The organism is Rahnella victoriana (assembly GCF_004330295.1).
Lineage (GTDB): Bacteria > Pseudomonadota > Gammaproteobacteria > Enterobacterales > Enterobacteriaceae > Rahnella > Rahnella victoriana.
Genome location: NZ_SJOJ01000006.1, coordinates 70,905 through 94,805 on the forward strand (window position 1 = coordinate 70,905; position 23,901 = coordinate 94,805).

General features: G+C 50.9%; 33 protein-coding genes. 2 read left to right on the forward strand and 31 right to left on the reverse strand.

The window, feature by feature from the left end:
- Window positions 1-5: 5 nt before the first annotated feature.
- From gpG to EYY67_RS06830, 7 genes are all read right to left on the reverse strand, one after another.
- On the reverse strand, window positions 6-413 hold the full coding sequence (gene gpG / locus EYY67_RS06800) for a phage tail assembly chaperone G (RefSeq protein ID WP_131693155.1): 408 nt from the start codon (window positions 411-413) through the stop codon (window positions 6-8).
- Window positions 414-423: 10 nt separating this feature from the next.
- Entirely contained in the window at window positions 424-1,161 is a 738-nt protein-coding gene (locus tag EYY67_RS06805; protein WP_131693156.1) for a phage tail tube protein, read from the reverse strand.
- A gap of 7 nt (window positions 1,162-1,168) precedes the next feature.
- Window positions 1,169-1,573 carry a phage minor tail U family protein gene (locus tag EYY67_RS06810; protein ID WP_131693157.1) on the reverse strand — a complete coding sequence of 135 codons (405 nt, stop codon included), beginning with the start codon at window positions 1,571-1,573 and terminating at the stop codon, window positions 1,169-1,171.
- Complete coding sequence (locus tag EYY67_RS06815; protein ID WP_131693158.1) at window positions 1,570-2,124, reverse strand: phage tail protein; 555 nt, start codon at window positions 2,122-2,124, stop codon at window positions 1,570-1,572. Before EYY67_RS06815 ends, EYY67_RS06810 begins: the two co-directional genes overlap by 4 nt.
- A gap of 10 nt (window positions 2,125-2,134) precedes the next feature.
- Window positions 2,135-2,410, reverse strand: a complete 276-nt coding sequence (locus tag EYY67_RS06820) for a DNA breaking-rejoining protein (RefSeq protein WP_131693159.1) — start codon at window positions 2,408-2,410, stop codon at window positions 2,135-2,137.
- Window positions 2,403-2,729 carry a DUF2190 family protein gene (locus EYY67_RS06825; RefSeq protein WP_131693160.1) on the reverse strand — a complete coding sequence of 109 codons (327 nt, stop codon included), beginning with the start codon at window positions 2,727-2,729 and terminating at the stop codon, window positions 2,403-2,405. Before EYY67_RS06825 ends, EYY67_RS06820 begins: the two co-directional genes overlap by 8 nt.
- Window positions 2,730-2,812: 83 nt before the next feature.
- The gene (locus EYY67_RS06830) at window positions 2,813-4,480 is read right to left on the reverse strand and encodes a ClpP-like prohead protease/major capsid protein fusion protein (RefSeq protein WP_242675584.1); all 1,668 of its coding nucleotides are present in this window, start codon (window positions 4,478-4,480) and stop codon (window positions 2,813-2,815) included.
- Window positions 4,481-4,722: 242 nt separating this feature from the next.
- On the opposite strand from EYY67_RS06830, the gene EYY67_RS06835 reads away from it, so the two are divergent.
- Entirely contained in the window at window positions 4,723-5,082 is a 360-nt protein-coding gene (locus EYY67_RS06835) for a hypothetical protein (RefSeq protein ID WP_131693161.1), read from the forward strand.
- A 124-nt stretch (window positions 5,083-5,206) separates the two neighbouring features.
- Here EYY67_RS06835 and EYY67_RS06840 read toward each other — a convergent pair whose 3' ends face one another.
- The 24 genes from EYY67_RS06840 to EYY67_RS06955 all read right to left on the reverse strand — a co-directional run bounded on the left by EYY67_RS06840 (window position 5,207) and on the right by EYY67_RS06955 (window position 23,193).
- Window positions 5,207-5,557: a hypothetical protein gene (locus EYY67_RS06840; RefSeq protein ID WP_131693162.1), complete on the reverse strand. Its 351-nt coding sequence runs from the start codon at window positions 5,555-5,557 to the stop codon at window positions 5,207-5,209.
- Complete coding sequence (locus tag EYY67_RS06845; RefSeq protein ID WP_242675585.1) at window positions 5,554-6,162, reverse strand: tail assembly protein; 609 nt, start codon at window positions 6,160-6,162, stop codon at window positions 5,554-5,556. The genes EYY67_RS06840 and EYY67_RS06845 overlap by 4 nt, the downstream gene beginning before the upstream one ends.
- Window positions 6,163-6,662: 500 nt before the next feature.
- On the reverse strand, window positions 6,663-8,603 hold the full coding sequence (locus EYY67_RS06850) for a ClpP-like prohead protease/major capsid protein fusion protein (protein WP_131693163.1): 1,941 nt from the start codon (window positions 8,601-8,603) through the stop codon (window positions 6,663-6,665).
- Window positions 8,600-8,779 (reverse strand): hypothetical protein, encoded by a 180-nt coding sequence (locus EYY67_RS06855; protein ID WP_131693164.1) that lies wholly within the window; start codon window positions 8,777-8,779, stop codon window positions 8,600-8,602. Before EYY67_RS06855 ends, EYY67_RS06850 begins: the two co-directional genes overlap by 4 nt.
- A gap of 137 nt (window positions 8,780-8,916) precedes the next feature.
- Entirely contained in the window at window positions 8,917-9,270 is a 354-nt protein-coding gene (locus EYY67_RS06860; RefSeq protein WP_131693165.1) for a hypothetical protein, read from the reverse strand.
- A gap of 280 nt (window positions 9,271-9,550) precedes the next feature.
- Window positions 9,551-11,311 (reverse strand): DNA primase family protein, encoded by a 1,761-nt coding sequence (locus EYY67_RS06865; RefSeq protein ID WP_242675586.1) that lies wholly within the window; start codon window positions 11,309-11,311, stop codon window positions 9,551-9,553.
- A complete protein-coding gene (locus EYY67_RS06870) occupies window positions 11,308-11,646 on the reverse strand; it encodes a hypothetical protein (RefSeq protein ID WP_131693166.1) in 339 nt (112 codons plus the stop codon). Before EYY67_RS06870 ends, EYY67_RS06865 begins: the two co-directional genes overlap by 4 nt.
- Window positions 11,643-11,948: a hypothetical protein gene (locus EYY67_RS06875; RefSeq protein WP_131693167.1), complete on the reverse strand. Its 306-nt coding sequence runs from the start codon at window positions 11,946-11,948 to the stop codon at window positions 11,643-11,645. Before EYY67_RS06875 ends, EYY67_RS06870 begins: the two co-directional genes overlap by 4 nt.
- Window positions 11,941-12,129: a hypothetical protein gene (locus EYY67_RS06880; protein ID WP_131693168.1), complete on the reverse strand. Its 189-nt coding sequence runs from the start codon at window positions 12,127-12,129 to the stop codon at window positions 11,941-11,943. Before EYY67_RS06880 ends, EYY67_RS06875 begins: the two co-directional genes overlap by 8 nt.
- Window positions 12,122-12,310, reverse strand: coding sequence for a host cell division inhibitor Icd-like protein (locus tag EYY67_RS06885; protein ID WP_242675587.1), 189 nt, complete (start codon window positions 12,308-12,310; stop codon window positions 12,122-12,124). Before EYY67_RS06885 ends, EYY67_RS06880 begins: the two co-directional genes overlap by 8 nt.
- 322 nt (window positions 12,311-12,632) lie before the next feature.
- Window positions 12,633-13,172 carry a hypothetical protein gene (locus tag EYY67_RS06890; protein WP_131693169.1) on the reverse strand — a complete coding sequence of 180 codons (540 nt, stop codon included), beginning with the start codon at window positions 13,170-13,172 and terminating at the stop codon, window positions 12,633-12,635.
- Window positions 13,169-13,954: a hypothetical protein gene (locus tag EYY67_RS06895; RefSeq protein ID WP_131693170.1), complete on the reverse strand. Its 786-nt coding sequence runs from the start codon at window positions 13,952-13,954 to the stop codon at window positions 13,169-13,171. Before EYY67_RS06895 ends, EYY67_RS06890 begins: the two co-directional genes overlap by 4 nt.
- A gap of 59 nt (window positions 13,955-14,013) precedes the next feature.
- Window positions 14,014-14,241 (reverse strand): helix-turn-helix transcriptional regulator, encoded by a 228-nt coding sequence (locus EYY67_RS06900; RefSeq protein WP_131693171.1) that lies wholly within the window; start codon window positions 14,239-14,241, stop codon window positions 14,014-14,016.
- Window position 14,242: 1 nt separating this feature from the next.
- A complete protein-coding gene (locus EYY67_RS06905; RefSeq protein WP_131693172.1) occupies window positions 14,243-15,478 on the reverse strand; it encodes a tyrosine-type recombinase/integrase in 1,236 nt (411 codons plus the stop codon).
- Window positions 15,426-15,944: a head maturation protease, ClpP-related gene (locus EYY67_RS24815; RefSeq protein ID WP_131693237.1), complete on the reverse strand. Its 519-nt coding sequence runs from the start codon at window positions 15,942-15,944 to the stop codon at window positions 15,426-15,428. The genes EYY67_RS06905 and EYY67_RS24815 overlap by 53 nt, the downstream gene beginning before the upstream one ends.
- Window positions 15,945-15,993: 49 nt before the next feature.
- Window positions 15,994-17,472: a phage portal protein gene (locus EYY67_RS06915; protein WP_131693173.1), complete on the reverse strand. Its 1,479-nt coding sequence runs from the start codon at window positions 17,470-17,472 to the stop codon at window positions 15,994-15,996.
- Window positions 17,469-17,687 carry a hypothetical protein gene (locus EYY67_RS06920; protein WP_131693174.1) on the reverse strand — a complete coding sequence of 73 codons (219 nt, stop codon included), beginning with the start codon at window positions 17,685-17,687 and terminating at the stop codon, window positions 17,469-17,471. The genes EYY67_RS06915 and EYY67_RS06920 overlap by 4 nt, the downstream gene beginning before the upstream one ends.
- A complete protein-coding gene (locus EYY67_RS06925) occupies window positions 17,684-19,786 on the reverse strand; it encodes a phage terminase large subunit family protein (RefSeq protein ID WP_131693175.1) in 2,103 nt (700 codons plus the stop codon). Before EYY67_RS06925 ends, EYY67_RS06920 begins: the two co-directional genes overlap by 4 nt.
- Window positions 19,786-20,274, reverse strand: a complete 489-nt coding sequence (locus EYY67_RS06930; RefSeq protein WP_112166076.1) for a DUF1441 family protein — start codon at window positions 20,272-20,274, stop codon at window positions 19,786-19,788. Before EYY67_RS06930 ends, EYY67_RS06925 begins: the two co-directional genes overlap by 1 nt.
- 321 nt (window positions 20,275-20,595) lie before the next feature.
- Window positions 20,596-21,018, reverse strand: coding sequence for a hypothetical protein (locus tag EYY67_RS06935; RefSeq protein WP_119822328.1), 423 nt, complete (start codon window positions 21,016-21,018; stop codon window positions 20,596-20,598).
- Between the two features lie 353 nt (window positions 21,019-21,371).
- Window positions 21,372-21,905 carry a lysis system i-spanin subunit Rz gene (locus EYY67_RS06940; RefSeq protein WP_131693176.1) on the reverse strand — a complete coding sequence of 178 codons (534 nt, stop codon included), beginning with the start codon at window positions 21,903-21,905 and terminating at the stop codon, window positions 21,372-21,374.
- Window positions 21,906-21,915: 10 nt separating this feature from the next.
- On the reverse strand, window positions 21,916-22,542 hold the full coding sequence (locus EYY67_RS06945; RefSeq protein WP_131693177.1) for a glycoside hydrolase family 19 protein: 627 nt from the start codon (window positions 22,540-22,542) through the stop codon (window positions 21,916-21,918).
- Complete coding sequence (locus EYY67_RS06950) at window positions 22,539-22,826, reverse strand: phage holin family protein (protein ID WP_131693178.1); 288 nt, start codon at window positions 22,824-22,826, stop codon at window positions 22,539-22,541. Before EYY67_RS06950 ends, EYY67_RS06945 begins: the two co-directional genes overlap by 4 nt.
- Window positions 22,813-23,193 carry a phage holin family protein gene (locus tag EYY67_RS06955; protein WP_131693179.1) on the reverse strand — a complete coding sequence of 127 codons (381 nt, stop codon included), beginning with the start codon at window positions 23,191-23,193 and terminating at the stop codon, window positions 22,813-22,815. The genes EYY67_RS06950 and EYY67_RS06955 overlap by 14 nt, the downstream gene beginning before the upstream one ends.
- 145 nt (window positions 23,194-23,338) lie before the next feature.
- On the opposite strand from EYY67_RS06955, the gene EYY67_RS06960 reads away from it, so the two are divergent.
- The gene (locus EYY67_RS06960) at window positions 23,339-23,722 is read left to right on the forward strand and encodes a hypothetical protein (protein ID WP_119822322.1); all 384 of its coding nucleotides are present in this window, start codon (window positions 23,339-23,341) and stop codon (window positions 23,720-23,722) included.
- Window positions 23,723-23,901 lie beyond the last annotated feature (179 nt).

Consider the following 23,901-nt stretch of genomic DNA (forward strand, 5'->3'; position numbering starts at 1 on the left):
ACGGGTTAGCGCTTTTCCGCCGTCTCCTTTTCAGCAACGGACTCTGAGGGCGCAGCTTCCGTGGTGACCTCGCCCTGCTCCGGGTTCAGCATGCCGGACAGGATTTTGACCTGCGTATCCGCTTTGCCGATGGCCTCGACAGGCCAGGTGCTCATGACCTGCTGCTGCAGATCGTGAATATCCGGCTTTGGTGACTCACTGTGCCAGAGCGACATGGCAATGATCATCGCACCGGCGCGGATATTGAGTTCGACCAGCGCGGACGTCAGAGTATGATCATCAGGCTCATCTTTCGGCAGGGCCTTTTCCTGCGCCGCCAGATAATGCAGCAACTCAACGCGCTGCAGCGCCGAGAGCTCATACAGCGTTGTTTTCGCCCCGTTAAACTCAAACAGTTCAGACTTTAAAAACATACTCGCTCCGTTAGGCCGCCGTGACGGTCAGGTTACAGATGGCCACTTTCTGACCCTCATTGGTCATGATGATGATTTGCGCCGTGCCTGCTTTGACGCCTTTTGCCGTCACGTTTTTACCGGAGACGGTGATGGTGGCAACGGTCAGATCAGATGACGCCGCGCTGAAAGAACCGTTAGTCGCGCCGTCAGGCAACACCGTGACGCCGATGACGCTGCTCTGCCCGACCACGACGCTCGCGGCGGACGGGGTGACGGTGACGCCCGAGACCGGAACCGCGGCAGCCTGATTGCTCTCCGCCAGCGCCGGCTTGCCGGTGTTGGTGATTTTCACCGTGCGGGTGATCACCTCTTTTACCGGTACCGCCTTGCCTAGGCTACTGATCCAACCACGGAAGACATCGACAGCAGTATTGGGATAACGGATTTTGTACCCGCGCACCGTGCCATCGTAAAACCAGTTAACCAGATCCTGCTGGCCGCTTTCTCCTGGCTTCCAGGCCAGTGTAAAAGATGTGTCGCCGGAGGATTTAGCCCCCTGCGCGGTGCCGTTCCAGTCGGCGTCGGCATCATCGAGATAGGTGTCATCGTAGGATTCCGCCGTCATTTCACCCGGCGTCAGCTCCTTGATTTTCGCCAGCCGCGTCCAGTCCTGATCCGATAACGGATTGGCATAGGGATCGCCGCTGCCGGTGTAAATCCAAAGCGTGGTGCCCGCACCTTTGGTCGGTTCGAGTTGTGTGGTCATAGATTCCTCACATTAAGTAAGTCAGGGTGTAACGCAGGTCAGCAGAGCCCCACGTCGACATTTCATCATCGCGCTGGTAGTCGTAGCCCTCCGGCGTGATGTTTTCGATAAGGTCTGAAAGTGCCGGGATGTCGCCTACCACCGGATAAATATGCTGCTCCATCCACCGGTCGAGCTCGGTGTCGGGGCTCACCGCTTTGAGAAAAACCTCGACGTGAAGCGTTGCCCGCCATTCGTCTTCATCAAGGGTTTCTCCGGTAGGTTCAGCGCCCGAAAGATAGACGGCGACGGCGGGCAGGTCTTCGGCAGTCAAAAAGCTCGGGCGACCGTCATACCAGGTCACAGAGGGGGCGGTCACCGAACGCTTGAGCGCGTCCAGCACGGCGTTGCGGATGTTGGGGTGCTTTATCATCGTTTAACAATCAGCCTCAGTTGATTTTTCAGGGCCCCCGCCATCTCTTTGGGCATATCGCTTTGCATCAGGCGGTTTGTCTCCACCGTATAGGCGTTGGTCAGCGGTGTCGTCAGGGGTATTTTCACCACGTCAATCGGGTACCGGCTTTTTCCCGAGCGCTGGAGAACGTGCCAGCGTCCGTTGGCAAGCTGCTGAATAAAGGCGTCGCGGAACGTGAAACGCCCGATTTTCAGCACGCTGCCCTGCCCGCGCACGTTGCCCTTACGCCGGGAGATACGCATTTGCGCGGCCCCGAGCTTGATGGCGGGCAAGTTGCCCCGGTTGATTTTTAACGTGGCGACCGGCCGGTTCATCGTGGCTTTTTTCAGCTTTGCGCGCTGCATGACCAGCTTTCTCGGCACCTTTGTTTCCTTTGACACCGTGCTGCTGCTCCGGCTGATGGCCCGCCCCGCCACCCGGTTCACGGCCTGCGCCGAGGCGCGGGGAACGGCGGTCTTACTGATGTTGTTCAGATTACTGATCGCCTGTTCAAGCCCTTTGATGGTCATGTGCTCCCCTTTATTCCAGCCAGATTTGCGGCTTTCCGTTAAACACCTGATGGCGGGTGACGATGTAACTTTCGCCCTGATACATCACCTGATCGTTACGGTGAGGCCGGTAACCGGGAGAAAAAACCACTACAGATAGGCCATCGCCGCTCACTGGCCCCATCTCGGGCAGAAAATGGCTTTCAACACCAATGAACACGGTGCCATTAATCACCACATCCCGCCCAAACCGCGCGGTCGTTACCGCATCCATCCGCGCTGCCAACGCATCAAAGGCGTTAGCCATTGATTTTCACTTCAACGACGGTGCTACCCGCGGCGGCAGCTTCCCAGGCAATGCCGGCGGCCACTGCATCCGCAGACGCCAGCTGGATTTCACCGTCCGCGATATACACTTTTGTCCCCGCCGGAATGACGTCGGCGGAGACTTTTGGCAGCAGGAATACCCCTTCAGCCATGCCTTCACCGGTTTCATTCGGGGCAATATCCACCAGAGAGACAGCCACCAGGGAACCCAGTACCACGGGATCGCCGCTCTCAATCACCGCCTGACCGGTATTGGTAATGGAAATGGTCTGCCCTTCCTGCACAAAATTCTTAGCCATAACAAAGCTCCATACGCCCCGCGAAGGGGCGAATTTTAGGTATAAAAAAAGCCCTGACGGGCGTGAAGGTAACGCGGGAAATGTTACTGGCCGCTGGACTTGACCAGGCCGCGGTAATCCAGCGGCGCCACGCCGGCGTCGATGCGCACTTTCGTCGCGATGCCGTCGGTGTTGAAGCCTTCCTGCTGGTCGATGTACGGCAGCTCGACCCCGTTCAGGTAAGCCACCTCGATGGTGTCCATACCCTGTGCAGCGGCCAGGTACCAGGACTTGGCACTGTTGTCGTCCAGACGCGGTTCACCGATCACCGTTGCAAAGTTCTGGATCGGGTTGATGATACCGGCGTTAACGTCGGCGCCTTTCACGCTGGCAGATTTAATGGTCTGGTTTGCCACGGTTTCGAGGGCGGTAGGCACCAGCAGGAACGCCGGGCGGATATTCAGGGTGCGGCTGGTGGTTGGCTCTTTCTGCACGCGCATCAGCTGGCGGCCCGCATCCAGATTCGTGACATCAATGGCACCGGTTGCCAGGTTTTTATGATCGCTGCTGAACAACGCCTTGCCGTCTGACAATTTCGGGTTGCTGGTCAGCACGGCATACACCAGATCGCCGATCGTGGCTTTCGCGGCGCGGCCCATTTTCATCGGCACGTCGGTCAGTTGGTTCAGATCGTCATTGATGATGGCCTGACGGGTAATGGAGAAAATTTCACCGTAAGTGGCCAGCGCAATGGTCTCGCTGTTATCGGTCGTCGTGACGTATTTGTACTCTGCCCCTTCGCGTACCTTACGCAGCGACGGGAAGCCTCCCAGCCCGACGCGGTGAGCCGTTTTAAAGTCGGAGAGTTGCCCTTTCTTCGTCCAAGCTTCAAAGGTCTCCTGAGACTCTTCCCAGCCCTGCAGCAGAGATTTGTTCGCCACATCCAGCAGAATATTGCCGAAATCGGAGGTGGTGTGCGTCATCGCTAATCCCACCATCTGCATCGGATTGTAAGCGGCAACGCCGACCCCGCGCTCGGTCAGCGACATTCGTGCGTATTCACGCAGGGTCATGCCGTTATACACGTTGTCATTCTGGCGGTCTTCATAGCCCGCGCGCGCCATCAGCGCCTGGCGGATCCCGTCGCCGGTGAAATTCCCGTTGCTGGCATGAATGTGCGCGTTATTGCCGTTTTTATTGGACGGACTGGCGTCTTTGCCCAGCATGACCAGCAGCTTGTCCTTGGCCTGCTCGACCGTGCAGTCGATGTCTTCGATGCACGTCGCCTGCAATTCCTGATGGCGGCCGCCGAACATCGCGAACAGGTCTTTGATCCCCGTTACGCGCTGTTTCTGCGCCGCAATCACCTGATTACGAATGGTATTTTCATCCAGTGCGGCGGGGGCAGGAACAACCGGTGCAGCGGGCGGATTCTGCGGCACTGGCGGGTTCTGGGTAGTCGCTTTCGGCTTAGTGATCATGTTTTTCAGTGCGTTAGGCATAGCGTCGAATTCCTCGATACGTTTTGAATTAATGCGGGCCATTGCCTGCACCGCGGTAGAGATCTGGTCGGCAAAACCGTGCTCAAGGCATTCATGAGCGGTCATCCACGTTTCCTCACCCAACATCAGGGCGAGTTCGTCGGAGGTTTTACCGGTTTTTTTGGCATACGAAGGGATCAGCACGGCCTCGACCTTATCCAGCAGGTCGGCGTAGTCGCGCATGTCGTTGGCGTCGCCGCCGGTGATCCCCCAGGGTTTGTGGATCATCATGCAATACCTTGAAAACAGGCTATTGAAGTTAAAGGATATTTTTAAGCATGACTCCGGCAAAAAAACAAACTGCAATACACTTTGCAATACATCTTATGATGTTATGGAGAGCAAAAACTGTTGTTGCTTGATTACTCAACGACTTGCTGGAAGGAATTACATTTGACAACGCGATCAATTAGCTAATATTTATGTATGCAGTTTATTTAACTTGAAGTTCTATCTTTATAGAGGGATTTTAGATGAAACATAATGTCCGTGCCCGAGTTGCTTCAATAGTTGGAGCACATAAATTACAAAAGAAAATTACTAGTGTATTTGACTATACAACTTCGAAGTACGTGAGTCTGGATACTAAATTTGAAAGAGGAGTAGTTAATGGATTTGATTATACAACCTCATCTCATTTTTCTGGTTCCAATTCAGGAACACTAAATTTTTTTAACTACGACTCAAACAGTTATGTAGACATGAAAGAATCGGGCAGTAAATACTCTGGTTTTGATTATGGTTCATCTAGTTATTTCGACGTCACTATATCAGGAAAGAGCGTTACCATATTTGATTATGAGTCAAGCAGTTATTATAACTTTTCTGTATGAGATCATAAACAAGGTGAAGGTTATATCAGTCAGGACATTCTTATGAGCATTTTCGTTACCTTCATATAAATTTATGGCCCTGATGCAGGGCCTTTTTATTCAATGCATCTCCAAGCTACGCGTTTCAGTTAATAGCGCCCGTTGCTTTTGAGTAAGTCAGCCTATTGGCTGGTAATACCTTTTTCATGTGCGCCGCCCAAGCGTCAAAAATGGCTTCTGATGTCCCGGGATACGCGATGAGAAACGACATCAGCACACTATCTGTAATCCGGTCTTGCATATCCCAATCAACGATAAACTGACGGAATAGCGTATAGGCTTTTGCGGGGTCTTTGTTTTCCCAGGTCTCAACAACTACGTCGAAAGCAGGTACCACGTAAGTGATAAACACCGGCAACGATTCGAAATTGGTTGGGATATTCACCTCAAGGGTGAACTGATCACCCTCGGGCCATATGCGTTGCGTTGAATTCATTGCTGATTTTCCACATAGATACCGGCTGAGATAATCGCTCCACCGATTCGGCGCTTCCCATAAAGCAGCGGCACAGGATAGCCCTGAGCAGCGGTATTCGTTACGCCGCCGAAAGCATAGGAAGCCTGATTATCTGCATCCTGTTTGCTGGAGAGACCAGCGGTTTGTGGTGACAGCATTTGAATTACTCCACCAGCCATCAAGGCAGCGCCTGCTTGCATAGCATATGGCCCCCATGTAGCACCGCCCCATGCCTGACCGATAGTCGCACCAAGCACGCCGACAACAACCAAAACGGCACCGAGGATTGTCTGCAGCACACCAGCCCTTTTGCTACCGATTACCACAGGAACAATTTTTATTACTTCCCCTGTGACGGGATAATCTAAGTCGTCTTTCCCAATATTCTTTTTGCCGCAGAATACCGCGTAAGTGATCCCGTGGCGCTGGCTCGATAACATGTACTGATGAAAGCCCTTGATGGTTACCGATAACGCTCGGGATGCTTCATGTTTTGTCCTGATCAGACGATGATGCTTTTTACCGTATATTTTACCCAACTGGCCAAAGAGCTGAATCTCGGTCATAACTTCTGAATTGCTCATTTGCTACCCTCTAATGTTGAAATTGCTCTCGTCACCTCTGACAGGTCTTTCAACAGGTATAAAAGCAATAAACTGATAAGAATCAGTAACAACAACCTGCTGAATATGCTGACTCTATAAAAATCACCAAAAACGGCTATTAATTACCCTTCTCGCGACAATTGGCAGCGGGTAAATCGGGTGGGTTTTCCGCAATCTGGCAGGCTTAATATTATGTTTCTTAATAACTTTCGCTACGGTAGCCCGGTCAATCTCCAAAAACCGGGAAATTTCGCTGATGCTGCATACAGGGACACCATTCATCACCTCAAGTGCAACCTCATTTTCATTAAGAACGCGCAATCTCATTGATATATATCCTCTAATTTCAACTCATGAGTTGATGATGATGATGACGATCGAAATACGAAAACTAGCCGTTTTCCGCGAGCGCGCCGCCCCGTGGCAGGCACTCCCGTCGGGAGTACCTTTCGTTTTGAATCATTTTATTTGCAACTAAATCACGCTTGCCCGGTCGATTTGACCAGCCCGCGATAATCCAGCGCGGCAACGCCTGCATCGATGCGCACCTTCCATGCAACGCCATCAACCGTGAAGCCCTGTTGCTCTTCGAGGTAAGGCGTATCCATGCCATCCAGATAAGCCACCTCGATGGTGTCGCTGCCCTTGGCTGATGCCACATACCATTGCTGCGCGTTCTTCTTATCCAGTCGTGGCTCAACAATGACCTGCCCCATATTCTGCACTGTGTTGGCTACCCCGGCGTTCTGATTGAATACCGGATTGGTATCGCTGCCCACGGTCTGTGTGCCGATCTGGAACGGTGAGGATGTTGATTGCACAGTCCGCATGGCTGCACCTTCCAGCGCGGCAGGGACAATGATGTAAGCCGGGGTCACGTTCAGCGGGTTGCCGTCTGCATCTTCCTGCAGGCGCATGGCCTTACGCGCCTCTGTCAGGCCGTCCATGTCCATGCCCTTAGCAATCAGGTTGTGGTGGTCAGCGTGGAACAGCGCCTTACTGTCGGTGTATTTAGGATTATCGGTCAGCACTGCATAGACCAGGTTGCCGACTGTGCGTGACGCGGCGCGGCCCATCAGTTGCGGGATGGTCGTCAGCTGTGACAGATCATCATTGATAATGGCCTGGCGCGTGATGGAGAAGATATTGCCGTAGGTGGCCAGCGCGATTGGCACACCGTGGTCGCTGGTGGTCACATACTTGTACTCGGCACCCTCCGGCACCTTGTCCAGCGACGTGAACCCGTTCAGACCAACGCGCTTAGACTCATGAAAGTTGGAGAGTGAACCTGTCTTCGTCCAGCTCTGGAAGGTTTCGCCGCTGTCCTGCCAGCCCATCAAAACAGATTTCTCAGCGCCACCGGCAAGGATGGAAGAAAAGTCGCTGGTGGTATGGGTGAATGCAAGGTTCACAATCTGCATGCGGTTGCCGAACCCCGCAACGCTGATCCCGCGGTCAGTCAGAGAGGCTTTCGCCATGTCAAAGAGCGACATCATGGTGTACGGGTTTCCGCGCTCTGCCTGGTCATGTCCGAGTCGGGCATAAAGCCCCTGACGGATGCCGTCGCCGGTGACGTTCCCATTACCTGCGTAAATGTGCGCATTGCTACCGGTTTTATTGGATGGGGTTGCATCTTTGCCCATCAGCACCAGCAGCTTATCTTTGGCCTGTTCAACCGTACAAGATGCATCTTCAATACAGGTTGACTGCAATTCCTGATGACGGCCGCCGAACATGGCAAACAGGTCTTTAATGCCGTTGATACGTTGCTGCTCTGGTGCAGCTGGCTGGGTTACTGAACCCTGTGGCGCAGTGATCATGTTCTTCAGTGCATTTGGCATAGCTTCAAATTCCTCAATTCTTTTTGATTCCAGACGAGCCATAACGTTTACAGCTGGCTCCAGTTCATCGGCAAATCCCTGTTCAACACATTCACGGCCATTGAGCCAGGTCTCACCCTCGAGCATCTGCGCCAGCTCATCGGCAGATTTTCCCGTTTTATTGGCATAGGCAGGGATGAGCACGGCCTCAACCTTGTCCAGCAGGTCAGCGTAGTCGCGCATCTCTTTAGCATTCCCGCCTGAGATGCCCCAGGGCTTGTGAATCATGAGCATGGCATTTTCAGGCATCACCACTTTGTCGCCGGCCATCGCGATAACTGAAGCCATAGACGCTGCCAGGCCATCGATATGCACGGTCAGATTGGCGGGGTGTTTTTTCAGAAGGTTGTAAATAGCGATCCCGTCGAACACGTCACCGCCCGGGGAATGAATAAACAGGCTGATTTGTTTTACCTGTCCCAGCGCGGCCAGCTCGTCGGAGAACTGACGGGCGGTAATACCCCACATGCCGATTTCGTCGTAAATCTTGATTTCAGCAGCGCCAGCCACTTTAGCCTTGATGGAGAACCAGCTTTTCATAGCCATGCCCCCAGGGAAGCGTTGTACCAGTAATGCACGCTGTTACGGACAATTTGCCCTTTAGTCGGTACCGGCATTTCAGGGTGGTTTTTACGGCACCAGTCCTGATAAGCCTCAATCTTGTTCATCGTGTCAGCGTCGATATGCACGGCCTGACCTTTCTTTTTCGTCGGCATTCTTACCCCTGATGTTTATCCAGTATTGGTGCAAGAATCATACGATCAATTATTTTTATCGTAAAGAGCAATATTATTAATCAAAATTATGCAGACACAAAAAAAGCCGGGTCTCCCCGGCCAGATGTGATGCCATGTTAATTCTGCTTTTCTTCATGTTCTTTTATCTGAAACAGCCAGTAACTCAGCGTGGATGAGGTATCACAAATATGATCGTTCATATCACTGCTTGGCTTTGAGCCACGCCGGATTTTATCAATCGAACTCAGATAAACATCATTTATGGCTGGTTCAATAAAACAACGTTCAAACTCTGATAGCTCGCCTCGCGAATGTTGCTTTTGGATTTTCTTTCGTTCCTCCTGAACGTGGTCTTTCAACTCAGTTACCAAATCGGTAATTGCAGGATCCGGACGAAATCGGGGATATTGCTTATCAAGTGCGGCTTCAATTACGTCCAACCTTTCTTTAATTTGCATAAGTCTTTGCATGAAAACTTCCTCAATAAATCAGATAAAAAATAAATTATGCTTTTAAGTGTCCACCTCTCCACCCAAGGCATTTTCTTCATTTAAATCATATCATTAATGGGTGGTTAGTATATTTTCAAGTCTCCTCAAGTCACCACCCCAACTCACCACCTTCTAGGTTTATAGGTGGAGAGGTGGATAGTAGGTGGAGAGTTAAATACAAAGTATCCACCCATTAAATGCATGTTTTTAAACACATAATTTAACGAGTGGAGACAGGTGGAGACTTATTTAATAAATTTTATTCTGTACCCCCTGTTGCGGCAGGTAGCCACTCCTCAGCATCCTCAGCCAGCCGGATGTTTGAGCGCATATTTCCCTTGGTACTTTTCTTTCTAATGTACTCCTTCCCATACTCAGCCATCGCGCCAGCCATATCCGTACCGAACCGGGTAAGTGATACCGGCCTGTTAAGCCCGTTACTCTGCATATAGGCCAGATAGGCGTGATACAGATACTTGCGCGGGCTGAACGGAATGATGCTGGCATTGCCGATAAACATACCGTCGCACTGTACAGACGCCATCAGGTAACCGCAGAAGTCCACCAGCGAATCGCCCTCACGCTTTATGGCTAATGCCTCCTCTGATTTCTGCTGCTCAAACAAAAGGCGCTTAGCCTCTGACTGATCAGCAAATCGAGTCAGCAAATGGCGGATTATCACCGGCAATTCAGCCTCTATCTTTTCGGACAACATCGGATCACGCTCATTCTCTGGCACAACCTGCGAGAAATTGAATATCACCCGCCGCCGCGATATGCCGCCGCTCCGGTCGCTGAATGACATAGCGTTGTTATTGACAGCCAAAATCACAGCCGGGATCCGAGTCGAATAAGGGGCTTTGTGTTTCGGGTCAATAGCCACCTTGTCACCGCCGGTTATGGCCTTAATTCCTGCACCGTCACCGGCATAGCGGGTCATGTCCGGCATGATAATCAATGAAAACCCGACAATCAGCGCCCTTTCTCGCGGCTCTTCCAGTGCCTTCATGCTGGCTGATACCGTGTTGCCCTTACCGGCCAGCATGGTGCAAATCTCGGCCATGACGCTTTTACCGCTGCCACCCGCGCCAGTCACCTCAAGGAACAACTGCCAGTCATAACGGTTTGCCATCACCATATATAGAGCCGCCAGCACTCTATCGGCTTTTCGTTCGTTTCCGGCCGTTGACCAGGTGAGCCACTTCCAGAACGCTGGCGCATGAGTGGCCAGGCTCTCGCCTTCCTCGGCCTGAATGAACTCTACATCACTGGCAATAAGCAACCAGTCGGCCTGGTTGTGTTCCCTGAATACGCCTTCCCGGGTATCAAAAACCCCGTTACTGAAACCAATCAGATTGCGGGCGGTAGGTTCCATCAGTGGCAGGCTCAACTTCATGGTGTCTACGGCGTTCTTCATGCTCGGCATTGAATACGGAACCCGAGATTCCATGAAGATAGCAGCCATTTCCCGCGCCAGCGCTTTATCAGGAACCGGATCCCAGATAACACCGTTGTAGTGATGTACGGTATCCGAGTCACCATTCAGCGCCAGCCGTCCGTCATAATGCGCCAGCAAAACTTCCCCGCGCTGGCTCGGCCCCATCTGATTAAGCGTCGGCGTCCCACCATCCACAGCGACAAATGGCTCTGGCTTTCTGTCCGATTTCTTGACGACTGGCGCAGGGAACAGGCGGTTGATCCGCGCACTGTCACAAAGCAGTGCCTTAACGTCATTTTCTCCAAGATACTTAGCCACCAACTCGGCCCTGGCTTTCTTCTGCTTTTCGGTGTCAGTCAAGATCAAGCCACTCTCACAGAGCGATTCATAAGTTGCACCAGCACCAGGAACAAGGCTCTTTAACTTCTGAGCCAGTGCGCCGAAGGTGGTAGCTTTGTCGCGGTGACGGGCGGCAGCGGCACTGGCTTCTTTCTTGTCGATTGGGTGGCCGTTGATCCATCGATAAACGCAGGAGAACAGCGCATCAGACATGATGTCCGGGTCTAAAGCAGACATACTCATAGCTGTGGCCTCCGTGTCATAGTGAATTTACCGATCAGCGGGTGATACCAGTATTTACTACGGCACTGGCGTTTTGCCCCTTTGATGATGATCAGCGCCGCCTCGCGGAATTTAGTTTCATGCACTGCATAGCTGGCGCCATGACGGACAATCAGCACACCGCTGTTTCTTGCCAATTCCTCAGCCTTCTTGGTGGATATGCCCATCTCAGCCGCCATGGTGGTAAGCGGGGCCATACCTTCTGGGCAGGCATCCTTCCGGGACATTGCCGCAAGCGCCAGCTCAAGGGCGGCAACACGTTTTTCCAGCTCGTTAAATTTGATTGGGCTGATCATTTGGTTCCTCCCCGGCGTTTTAATTCGTAATCGGCGTTCTCACGGTTCTGATCAAGGGCCTGCATCAATCGTGGCAAGTGCTTCAAAGCGCTACTTAAACCCATCATGTCTCTTCGGCATTCTTCATCTGAATATTCGTCACTATCACAAGCTTCCATGGACAAGCAGCCCAGTGTGGTAAGTGCGAAAACTATTCCTGATGCAGCGTCGCCACAGTTGTTTTTGTAATCAGTCAGCGCTTCTTGGGAGAGGTTTTTGAGTAGGTCAGAACTACCCACGACAGCATGGTAGATATCACGCATGACGCACCTCGCTTGCCTTTTTCAGGTCACGGATACGGTTCAGAACTTTATCGACTAGGTTGATCGCTATGTCATGCTCTGTCTCGTTTTCATCATTCATACAAAGCGATGCCGCGAGAAGTGTTTCCATCACCCAGAGTTCGTCTCTTATATCGATATCTGACCATTTCAAATTAGGCATGAGATACCCCCTGAACAGGCAGGCGGCCAGCAAATACCATCACGCAGCCAACTGGTGATTGATTACGGGCTTCGCGTTCGGTAGCGGCGGTAATGCGAAGAATGCTGCTCTCGGTGACACTGAGTGCCAGAAAACGCCATGTGAATTTAGGGTGAGTTTGGGTAGACTGCATATCAGCCATAACTGTTACTCCGATTAACGATTGTGGTTAGAAGCCCGGTGAGTGCTGGTAACACTACCGGGCTTCGCTATTTACACATGTCAATCATATGATGTACATTGAATGACACATTAAAGATACGCCGAGTGTAAGACACATGTCAAACGTAAAGATGCCGAAAGGGAATAAACAAATAGCTTTCCGGGTAGACCCTTCACTAGAGGAGGCTATGCTTTTAGCCATGAAAGAAGATGGTGACGAAACACTTTCTGCATGGCTAAAGAGAGTTGTAAGAAAAGAGCTAAATCAACGTGGTGTTGAAATAAAAAACTAGAGTCAACATTTATTCAGGGTCATGGGTTACGATTGTCTCAAAAGCCTCCATGAATATCTTCTGAAGTTCTGGAGGCGGCACAGATATAAAAGCACATGCAATTGGTGTAAATGCTTCTATCGCTTTTATCGGATCATCGAGATTAATACCTTTTCTTGCGATAGCTAACACTTCGTAAATTGCTGAGATATTATTTCTCTCAATTTGCGTACTCAAATCATGGCCAAGTTTGTTTCTTATTTTATTCAATTGAATTATTCCCGGCCTGACAAATGATGCACTCCCACCAGCTCTAGGGACAAGTTCAATTTTCTGAGCAAAACGTAACTGTAGATTTTCGAGACCGTCTATTCTGTAATAATCCACCAAGAATTTGGTCAAGAAATGCTCCACCACAAGATGACATTTCAGAACTCTACCAATATTATCATGCGGCTGCTCCATTAAATTAATAAAAATACCATTCATTTCGGAGAAATGTTTCTCGATACTTTCCATGTGCGGTTTCATTACTTCTAAAACCTTATGAACTCCGTCTATATCTTTCATATAGATCTCCCTATCATATTAGCCTCAACAATTACACCAAGAGGAATAACATCATTAATCAACTCGTTAATATCAACGCCAGCACGCATATACCTCACAGACCCATTTTTATTCTCATACATTGAAAGTAGTGTAATATCATTAGACTGACATTTAGCATACTGTATAGAACCACCAACAGAATTGCATGCAGGATCAGAAATTACTGAAGCCAATATATCGAGCAATGGATTCTCTTTGTTTATTGCATCTGCCCTAGCGAAATGATTGCCTAATGTGTCTGATGTTTTTAAGAAAGTCGCCCCACTCCCATCAATAATGAAACTTTCTTGCTCGAAGCACTTAGTTTTAGAATAAATAACTTGATTTGAGACAGAATCCATCTTGACACTGAGCTTATACATTTCCATCTGTTTAGATAATGGACAGAAACCAGCAATATAGACAGAACACGCCCCGTCCAACTCCATATAGTACGCTAAAATATCAACTGTAATTTTTTTATACACATTAAATGCAACTTCAGCAATAACATCCATAGATGCATTATTCGTGTCAGGGAAAAATACCATCTGATTCAAAATCTCTGCAAGACTCTCTTTTATGGTATAGGCACTAACAAACCCGCCACAAAAAGAAATAGCTAACTTAACCGTTCCTTTTAATATTTTATTACCGCCCGTTACACTATTCGCCTCGTACAATTCACAATTAAGCCTAGATATCTTCAAACAATGATCTAGTATAGTTTTACCATTACTTAAGCGAGAATCTGTAGCCATGTGAATATCATTAGCTCTGTCTTTCCAAAACACACACATAGTCATTAACTTACTCCCAATTAATTGTTCCACTTACCTCTTATCCAAGCTTGCACCTCTGAGAGTCGGTAAGCAACTGCTGATGGCCCAATTTTGATGCGCTTCGGAAATGTTCCTTCCTGTTCCATGCGCCAGCGTGTGGAGTTAGACAGCGTGGTCATAGCCCGGCACTCAGGTTCGCGGATCATTCTGTCAAGCTCAGGCATGTACTGGAGATCTTCTTTTTTTACGACGGATAACATAGCCATATCAGGCACTCCTTTTCTTAATCACTTTGACTGTATTTTCTTCACCCACCAGCCCATCAAGGTAATCAACCCATCGGTCCAGTGCTTCTTGTTTTTGCGGGATGTATTTACTTCGGTTATAAATTCCAGCAACGCCTCTTATTGTGTGTCCAAGCAGTTGCTCTACTACAAAAAAATCAACTCCCATATCGTTGAGACTTGTTGAAATCGTTCGTCTCAAGTCGTGTAATGACCAGCGTTTCTCATGCTTTAAAGAAACAAAGTTAGTACACCCCATCACGCTGACTGTTGAATCAGATTTCAATTCGCCGAGTATGTAGTTTCGCCTTTTAGTCTCTTCATGCAGGTTTATGAGCCACTGACGCATCTTTTGTGGAACAGGACGAACAATCTCCTCACCGTTTTTACTATGCTCCTTAGGCACAGTCCAAAGCCATTTCTCGAAGTCCCATTCATCCCATGTGGATAGGCGTGCCTCACTGAGCCTGCAGCCGAAAATAAGACACAAAATACTGATCCTCTTTTTGTAATTCATCACACGGGTTTTCCCTTTGCCATGAAAGTAAACGCCCCACAGGTCGGCAACGTAACTTTCTTCAAGCAACCGCTCTCTCTTATTCTGATATTTACCAATATCACCAGGACTCAAGTCATCCAGCACATTGCATCGCACATACTGGCGTACCCGGCAGTATTTGAAGATCTGCTTTAACTCAATCAGCATCGCGGCAGACTGAACCGGTGCAATTTTCTTCACGCGATCAAAGCATTTTATCCAGTCTGAGAGAGTACATTTCTCGACCGGAAAGCCCCCTATGTAGGGAAATATGTATCTCTCATAACGGCGATAAAGCCGCATCGTCTCCTTGCGTTTCTCCCTGGCATAGTTATCAAACCAGTAATCGATAGCGTTCTTAACGGTGACAGGTGTGAATAGGCTCTTTTTGGTGAGTTTGTTCTCTATCCGTGGATCAAGTCCTTGGGATAGCCATGCCCGGCACTCGTCCCTTTTCTCCCTAGCCTGTTTGAGTGTCATATCTGGATATCTGCCTAACGTCATCCAGACCGGGGCGCTTTGTCGGCCAGAATGCCTAAAGAAAAACACAAAGCTTACGGATCCATTCGTGCTGACTCTGACAGACAGGCCTCGGCCATCAGCCACCATCTTTTGACGCTGCTGCGGTTTACCCTCTAAGGATTTTAGCGCCTTGTCGCTTAACTTGTTCTCGCCAGCCATAACACCTCATTCTGCAATACACATTGCAATACACATTCATCCGCAACGCCCAGAAAACGTAGAAAAGCAATGCAAACAACATTCTTTCCTTCTTCATAATTAACAAAGAGTTAATGAATAAAGCTGGTTCTCCATGCGTACCCATGAGGTAGTGTGATGGATAATGGATCATCATCATGGCGTTTTCAGGCATGATTATAGGGTTACCCACCATGGCAATCACCGAGGCCATTGAGGCGGCAAGACCGTCGATATACACGGTTTTGCTCGCCGTATGGCTGTTAAGCAGGTTGTAAATGGCAATGCCGTCAAAGACGTCGCCGCCCGGCGAGTGGATATGCAGATTGATATGATCCAGATCGCCCAACGCTTTCATGCTGCTGGCGAACTGGCGGGCAGTGACGCCCCAGTAACCAATCTCGTCATAAATATAAATATCGGCGGTCTTGTCACCGCTGGCCTTCATGCGGAACCAGCTTTTATCCCCCGCAGAGGCTTTGGGTGACGCCCCCAGTTTATTTCTTGGATTCTTTCGCACTGGCTTCCCCTTTATCGTTTGCCGGGTCCGTGTCGAAGACCAGACCTAACGTTTTGTTTTCATCAACTTCCGCTTTGCGGCGGCGTTTAACATCACCAGGATTCGCACCGCGCGCCCTGACCCAATCCCCTTCCGTCGCAGCGCCACCGCGCAACAGCACGCGCCAGGAATTAGCCTCTTTCATCGGGTCAATCCATGGCATTACCGGCCCGCTGTAAACCGCATTAAACAACGTCGCCATATCCACATCAGGCGGGACATTGATCACGCCCGCCGTGATCGCCATTTGCAACCAGCTGCGGTACATCGGGCGGGTCACTGCTGCGATAAAGGCATCCTGAAGAATTCCGTAGCCTTCAAAAGACTCAACCAGCTCCTGCCGCTGTGAGCTGTATGTACCGTTGTAGTTACGCGAGATGCTGGAAAAGCTGCTTCGGCTGCCGGCGGCCACCGCCCTGAGTTGCCCGTTTCGGAACGACTCAAGGTTAGGATTGGGACGATCCGATTTAATCATCCCGATTTCTTCGCCGGGTTCGAGGTCATTAAAGAGCATGCCGGGCTCAATATTGAGCTCGCGGGAGTCCTTACCATTACCATCCGCGCTTTCGTAAGATTGCCCGTCTCCTTTTTTGACGTACATACCCAGCGCGGCGGCAATACGTGCGGCCGTCAGTTCAGAATCTTCATACTCTTTCAGTGCGCTCAGGCGGATCAGAATGCCGGACAGCAGGCTGTTTCCCCGGACCTGATGAAGCCGGCGCATGAATTTCAGGTGCATCATGCCGTCTGCGGCGATTTCTTTGGTGTTACCGAGCGCCACACCTGAAGTCACCAGATTTTTATAGACGACATACTTTGTCGGGCGACCCCAGTCGTTGAGATAGATCCCCTGACAAACACCCTTCCCGGTATCGTTCATTTCTAAAGGAATGTAGTCCGGCTCCAGCGCCTCAACCCAGAATGGAATTTTCGCCGTCGGGGTAAGTCCGGGGGCTGAACCCCTTACCATCTGGCCGAAAACCTCTCCGTCGCGCAGCCAGGTTCTTGCCATCAGCCGCTCAAGTACGGGGCGGGTAAACTGCCCTGTCACATCGGGCGAAACGGACCACTCTGCCCAGGCTGCCCGTATTTGTTTTGAGAGCTCATCGGCCACCAGCCCCGTTTTCAGGATGGGCTGCGGGTCAACCACAATTCCGCGAGCGCCGACAATGCGCTCTTCGAGTTTATCCAGCAGGCCAATCACCAGATCGTGATTATTGTCCAGCCAGCGTGCCTGCTCCCTGATCGACCGGCCAGCAAACTGCGTGAGCTGATTTGCGTTGCGGTTTTCCCGCTTCGCCCGGTGCGTACGGGTCGGCAATGCTGCCTCATAGGCATTGATAGCCACACGGGACCGCAACCGGGAGGCTTTCCAGCCCGGCGAAAATATGCCAATGGCATCATCAATCAGGCTCATCGCGGAAACCTCGCCAGCCGGTATTGCGGTCGCCCGCGCTGCGCTGCCAGTAACGTGCTGAGCCGTCGCTCCCATTTCTCGCGACCCTTTTGTATCTCGCTTAAGTTTTCCATCGTCATGGACTGCCCGTTGAAGGTGATGGATTTCCCCTGCAAGACGGCGCGTTCAGCGGTCATATACTGCTGGATCATGTCTTCAATATCGGCCTGATTCATACCCAGCCTCCTGATGTCGATGGCGCCCAGGCAGAAGGTTTATCCTCTGTCTTAGCACGGGTTGTTTTCGGTTTTGGGTGATTACTGCGGGGTTTCGGTGCGGGTGAGTCAGAAGGTGAAGACGGCGCGGACTGTTCAATGGGTTGTGCCCAATCAGGCGGTTTTTCCCAGTTTATCCGTTCGTACCCGCGCAAAATCACCAGCGCATGGGCGTAAACCATCAGGTCAAACGCTTCGTTCGCTCCTTTGCCAGGTTTCGTCCATTTGCCGTCAGCACCCCGTTCTTCATAGGTCAGTTCGTCGTAAAACCACTCCCCCAGCCAGTCAGGAAAGTGAACGTAGTTAGCCCCCGGCGTATCGCGCTGAAGCGCATTACTGATCCGGTCTTTAAGCATATTGGTTTGCAGAAGATAGAGGGGCACGTCGCCGCGGGCCTCCGCCCGGCGGTTTGGGCGGTCGGTATTGTCCGGCAGTGACTTGGTGATCAGCTTGCTGCGGGTGGTGCTGTCGCCTTTGAAGAGATAAACGCGCTTGTGCACCCCATCACGGCGGCATTGACGCCAGAACTCATAGGCATTGCCGGTGACACCGTCTTCACCGCCGGAATCGACGGCCATCGCCAGCACGGGCAGAAAAACACCCGGATTGCTGTTGAGTGGCCACTGCTTATCCAGTACGTCTGTTCGCAGTAAATCCCAGTCTTCCAGATAGCCAGCCGGGTCAATCGGCAGGCTTTCGCCGTTCGGCCCCGTGCGCATCGACTGTTTAATGTTGTATCGGTCAACGACCCAGCGCTCACCGTGGGCGCCATAGCCGATCACCTGCACAACGAACCGCCGGTTGCGTCCGCCCTGTACGTCAACGGTCGCCACCAGAAACCGCACCCCGTCAGGCACGGTGCGCTTGGTCACGGTCGAGGCGCGCGCCATCAGGGTTTCGGATTTGCGCTGCTCAACGCTGGACTGAGGGATATAAGGCAGACCCCAGTCAGTATTGATCACCGCTTTAAGGGTTTCTTCACTGCCGTTCGCCTCGTAGTCCTGCTGAGCGGACAGCAACTTGTAGACCAGCTGCGAAAGCGTTTGGTACGCCGCGGCGGGTCCTTCCATCCAGAATGACGCAATGCGCGATCGTCTGGCCGTTCCCGTGACAGTGCCATGACGGTCAATCTGTTCACCGTCGCGCAGCCAGACACCTTTCTGATTAAGTGCGCGTTTCTGCCCTGCTGTAATTTTTCCCCGGCAATGCGGACACTCTATGAATGCCGCCTCGCTGGCGACCACAGGGTCGGCAATATTCTGATAACCCTGCACTACGTCTTTCGCGGGCTGGAAGTGTTCGCCGCAGTGCGGACAAGGCCAGTACCAGCGTCGGCGATCGCCACGGTTATATAAAGAAAGAATGCCGGTGGTCGGCGGCGCCTCATGCAGTGAACTGCGGCGCCATTTGGTATCACGAATATCGCGACCCGGTGAGCTCTCCACCAGCGTCATGCCCGAAGACATAAATGTCGTCGTACGTTTTGAGGCCAGCGTAAAAGCGTCCCCCTCACCGTCAATATCTTCGGGGAATCGGTCATAATCCGTCAGTGCAACGCACTTATAATCGGACGAGGATATAATATTAATAGAGGGCCAGCCGATTTTGAGGTAGTTCCCTGCCCGGAATGTCCGGTCGTATACGTTGTTATCATTACGGCGTGGGCTCAGGCGTTTAGCCACTTCAGGGCTGCTGCGAAAGGTCCGGTCAAGGCGCTTTTTGCTGTGCTCACGCGCCTTCTCTTCCGTCATCTGGATAAGCAACATATCCGAAGGGTCACAGACAACGTTGTAAACAATCCAGCCGTCGATCAGACCGATGGTTTTACCTGTTCGGGACGGACCGACGAAGATCACGGCGTCGTACTCGCGGGATGCCAGGCAGTTCATGGGGTCGACAACATACGGTGCCAAATTCGGATCCCAGGGAACGGAGTTTCCCGCCCCCATCGGCACGCGCATATATTGGCTGACCGCATCGGCAACCAGCATGCGCCGCGGTGCGCGAAGAATGCCCGGTACATCTCTCCGGATGCCATGCGCTGAAGCCCGCTTTGCCATCAGTCCTCCTCAGACGTGTCCTCCTCCGGTTCTGCATCAGTGACCTTCTGCGCAATCTGGTCACGCAGATCATCAATAATATTTTGTATACGCATCACGGCGGACGGCGGTAACGCACAATCTCGCTCGAGTACGTCCGGCAGCGTTTCCAGCACCTGAACCACGGCTTTCGCCATCACTGAAAACTCTCTTGCCACATCTTCTGCAGGGATGAGCTGCCCCATGCTTTGTTCAAAGGTCAGACGCTCATTCTCGGCTTTCCAGTGCGCCAGCCGGTCGGACGGCGTCATTTCTGCCACGTCGCCAGAAACCGTCGGGATCATCAATTCGGTTAACACATCGGTGACGGAAAATAATTTCAGTTTCGCGTTACTGCCCGGTGCCGGGTCGACGTTTTTCAGGCGCGCCGCGACCGTCTGCCGATGCACACCGGTGATCCCTGCAAGTTGGTTGATGTTCAGTTTGAGCGAGGCGATTTCTTGGTCCATGATGGTGAACACTTTTTAAACGATTCGACATCTTTACAATTTCGCATACTGCAAAATCAATAACCTGCACAGATGATGATGATGACCCTAGATCGCGAAAACTAGCCGTTTTCCGCGAGTCCGCCGCCCCGTGGCAAGGCCCCCTGCCGGGAGTACCTTTCATTGCTAATAGTTTCATTTGATACTATAATTCAGGGCTGGCATTGCATTGTTACCCGAATTGCACGCAGGCGCATACGGGACACCATCGATAGTGACCTGCATATTAGCTCCAATAAAAAAACCCGCCGAAGCGAGCCTTGGATAAAACTAAATATATATTTAACTTATGCGCTTAGACTTTTTCTTTCCATTAAACGCATCCTCAGTTACATAAAAGATGTGAATCCACATAGAGAAGACAAATACTGCAGCAGCACTAATCCATGCAATTGCAGGAAGTCTTGCGTCCATAAATCCACCATAAGGAATTACGGACCAACAAAGACTGACATATGTATAGCATATGAAAAGAGGTATAAGGTTCAGTCTACTCAGAAGCAATAAGACAGCAGAGACCCCATAAACTAGCGCGAAAGTTAACCCAAAAGACACCTTTGCATGCTCAACTGTCATGAACACAAGGCAAAGGTTGAATACAATAACTTCGGCAACTATAAGCCAAAGATTCCCAATAGATGGACCACCATAAGCAATCCGGTGTAAACTTTTTTTGATTTCCTTCAAATCATCTTCTGTACTCATTTATATACCCTTCTTAAAAAGCGAACAACGTTCGCAACGGCAAATAAGCCTAAGGTGAACACCCTGACTGTGTTCAGGTATATTGATTTTCCTTTTTCATAATGTCTTTTCTACATCTTACTAATTCAGGAAAGCTGGTTCAATATAATTATAAAAAGTGTAGATTGAGGAGTTCAAAGTTGGAAAAAAATCTAAAATAAAGCGCCATTTTTGCATGAGTCTTGTTCAGGATCACGCAGCGCTTTACAGCGTGGCTAACCGTTTAAGTATGCGTTGCACCGTGATAATCGCCATCTTTCAACGTGTAAAGGCGGTTAAAGCTCAAGTGGATTTTATTAGTCATTTAGCTGCACCTATTGAATTTTGCAACGCTTCTGGGCTTCAGCGGCATAGCCCTGAAGATACTGGATCACTTGGTCGTCTCTGCTGGTTGACTCTCTGAGACTGAGAACAGCTGATCCACCTGCTGGCGTGAGGTCGATTTGTACTGCATCGCCCAGGCTGCCGGTGCCGGAAGTGCTGTTCCCGACGAGCTGGCAGGTGGCAAGGTTTGCCGCGGCGATTCGCACCCGGCGAGTGCCAGCAGCAACATCAGCGCGCAACTTCTCATTCTTGGCCTGTTCATCTGCCATTTCCTTCGTGTGTTTGGCATCAAGCTCCGCCAGCGCGGCCTGTGCCGCTTCGGTGCGCGTCTGCTGGTTGGTCAGGTCAATCACTGCCTGATCGCTTTGTTTCTTCAGCTCCGCCGTGTGGGCTTCATTGCGTTTGGAAACGTCGGCATCCCAGCGCAGACCTTCAATCCACCAGGCCAGCACGGCTGCCAGCACAATGGAGACTGCCGTTTTCCAGTAAGCCTTCAGCAGAGCAGTAAACAGCGATGTTTCCACTGGGGGATCCTCAAATGCCTAATGCCTTTTTGGCGACAGAATATCGAGCCTGACGATCAGCCAGACCGTTGTCACCGCCGTTAATGCGTTTGGTCAGCCCCACAAAGTCGCCGGAGTCGGCAAAGCTGTTGCAGTTATTGGCCTTCCAGAACCAGCCCGCCGACCGCGCCGCGTATTCATCCTGCAGCAGCAGATCAGGATTGCTGATCAGGTCGATGCCCAGCGCGCGGCCACAGGCCAGATAATTATCGAGGAACGTGATTTGCTTCAGACCGCGCCCACGGAATTTGTACCCATCACCCGCCGCTTTGTTGCCGTACCGGCCTCCATAGGCAAGATTGGCAATGGCGCGCTGGCGCTCTACCGGCAGAGGTCCTTCCCCATTCCGGCGCCCGAGCTGTTCCCGTTGTGATGCTGTGAGGCGGGTAAACACAGACAGACCGGCGATCGAATAGTTGAAGGACTCGACCAAGGTTTTGAATCCGCCGGACTCATGCCCAACCTGAGCAATAAATGCCGCCTGACGTGCTGGCGTGGAAATATCGAATTCAGCCATCGTTGATACCAGGTGCGGATACCAGCGCGTGGCTAAGTCGGCGCTAAGTGAAGCCGCCCGGGTAAATTGGTCTTTTGTCATTGCGGAAGTCTCAGGACTTTAATGATTTTCGCCACGTTCCCGCGCACGGCGAATATCGCAATGCAGATCACGAGGTTCAGTAAGAGGATGGCCCAGCGCGTGCCGTCGTAATGATCGAACAGGAAACGCAGTGGGACATGGCCGTAAATCAGGATCAGCAGGTAGGCCAGCCACGACGCCCAGCGGCGATGTGTGGCCCCATTCTTTCGAAAGAAGCTCAGCCGGATAACCACCAACGTACACACCACCACGTTCAGGATTACCAGCGGGTCATTTATTACCACTTTGCCCCCTCCACCGATCAATCAGTGATGTTGGGTTCTTTGCCCGGTTGCTGGCGAACGTAAGCAGCTGCACCGCCAGTGCGGAGATAATCACCGCGCCCAAGGCATCCAATGGTTTATCAGGGTAACTGAGCCAGACAGCCAGCTTAGCGCCAGCAACACCGGCACCGAGCAGGCCACACATGAATGAAACGCCAAAATACGAAATGCGACGCCACGCTGACAGGTCAACGGCTGACGTGACGTAGAACACAGCGCCAGCAAAGGCACCGAACACCACGCCGTAATCCAGACCGGTGAACCAGCCGAAGACACCGACGGTGGCAAGCGCCGCTGAAGCCGCTGAAGCTGAAACCGGCTCGGACATTGATAAACCCCTTATCGCTGTAGGTGTCCTCACAACCGAATTGAGGGCATAAAAAACCGCATAAATGCTTCGGATGATGAATTAAAAAGAAATTTATGATAAATCAGTGCTAACAATACGAAAAATCTTAAAAAAGGAAGAGTCTATGAAAATCACTTGGGTTTTGGGTTTGGTTTTAATGAGTGCAACCCTGACTGGTCATGCAGAAGCCCAAAAAAGCTTTCCAGGTTGGACCTACTCAAATAGCACTGAGGATTCTGATTATTATGTCAAAGATCAATCGGGAAATTTGGAAAATGGCATCAGGTCTATGCTCGTTCAGAACGTTCCCAAGGCTAATAATAATGATAAAACAGTGAACTATAGAAAGTTCACAATTTTGGATAAGGACTGCCAAAACGGCTATGGTGCCGTCACTCTTTATACTCCTTCGGGAGAGTTCGTTGCTAAACTTGATTATGTTAAAGGTGGTAACAGTTTAGCTTCGGGCATGGCGGATATACTTTGTATGGTTAAGTTTGCGAAATAATATGTTCTTATTACGCCTCGCCTGCTCCAGGCTTTACCAGTTCATACTCCTCGACATTCAAATCCAGAAACAACAAAACCCCGCCAAAATGGGGTTTTGAGATTGTCTAAGCTTTGTGACTACGTGACCACTCTTAACACGTTACAAGCAAATTTGCGGACCGCGTTAGTGATTTTTTC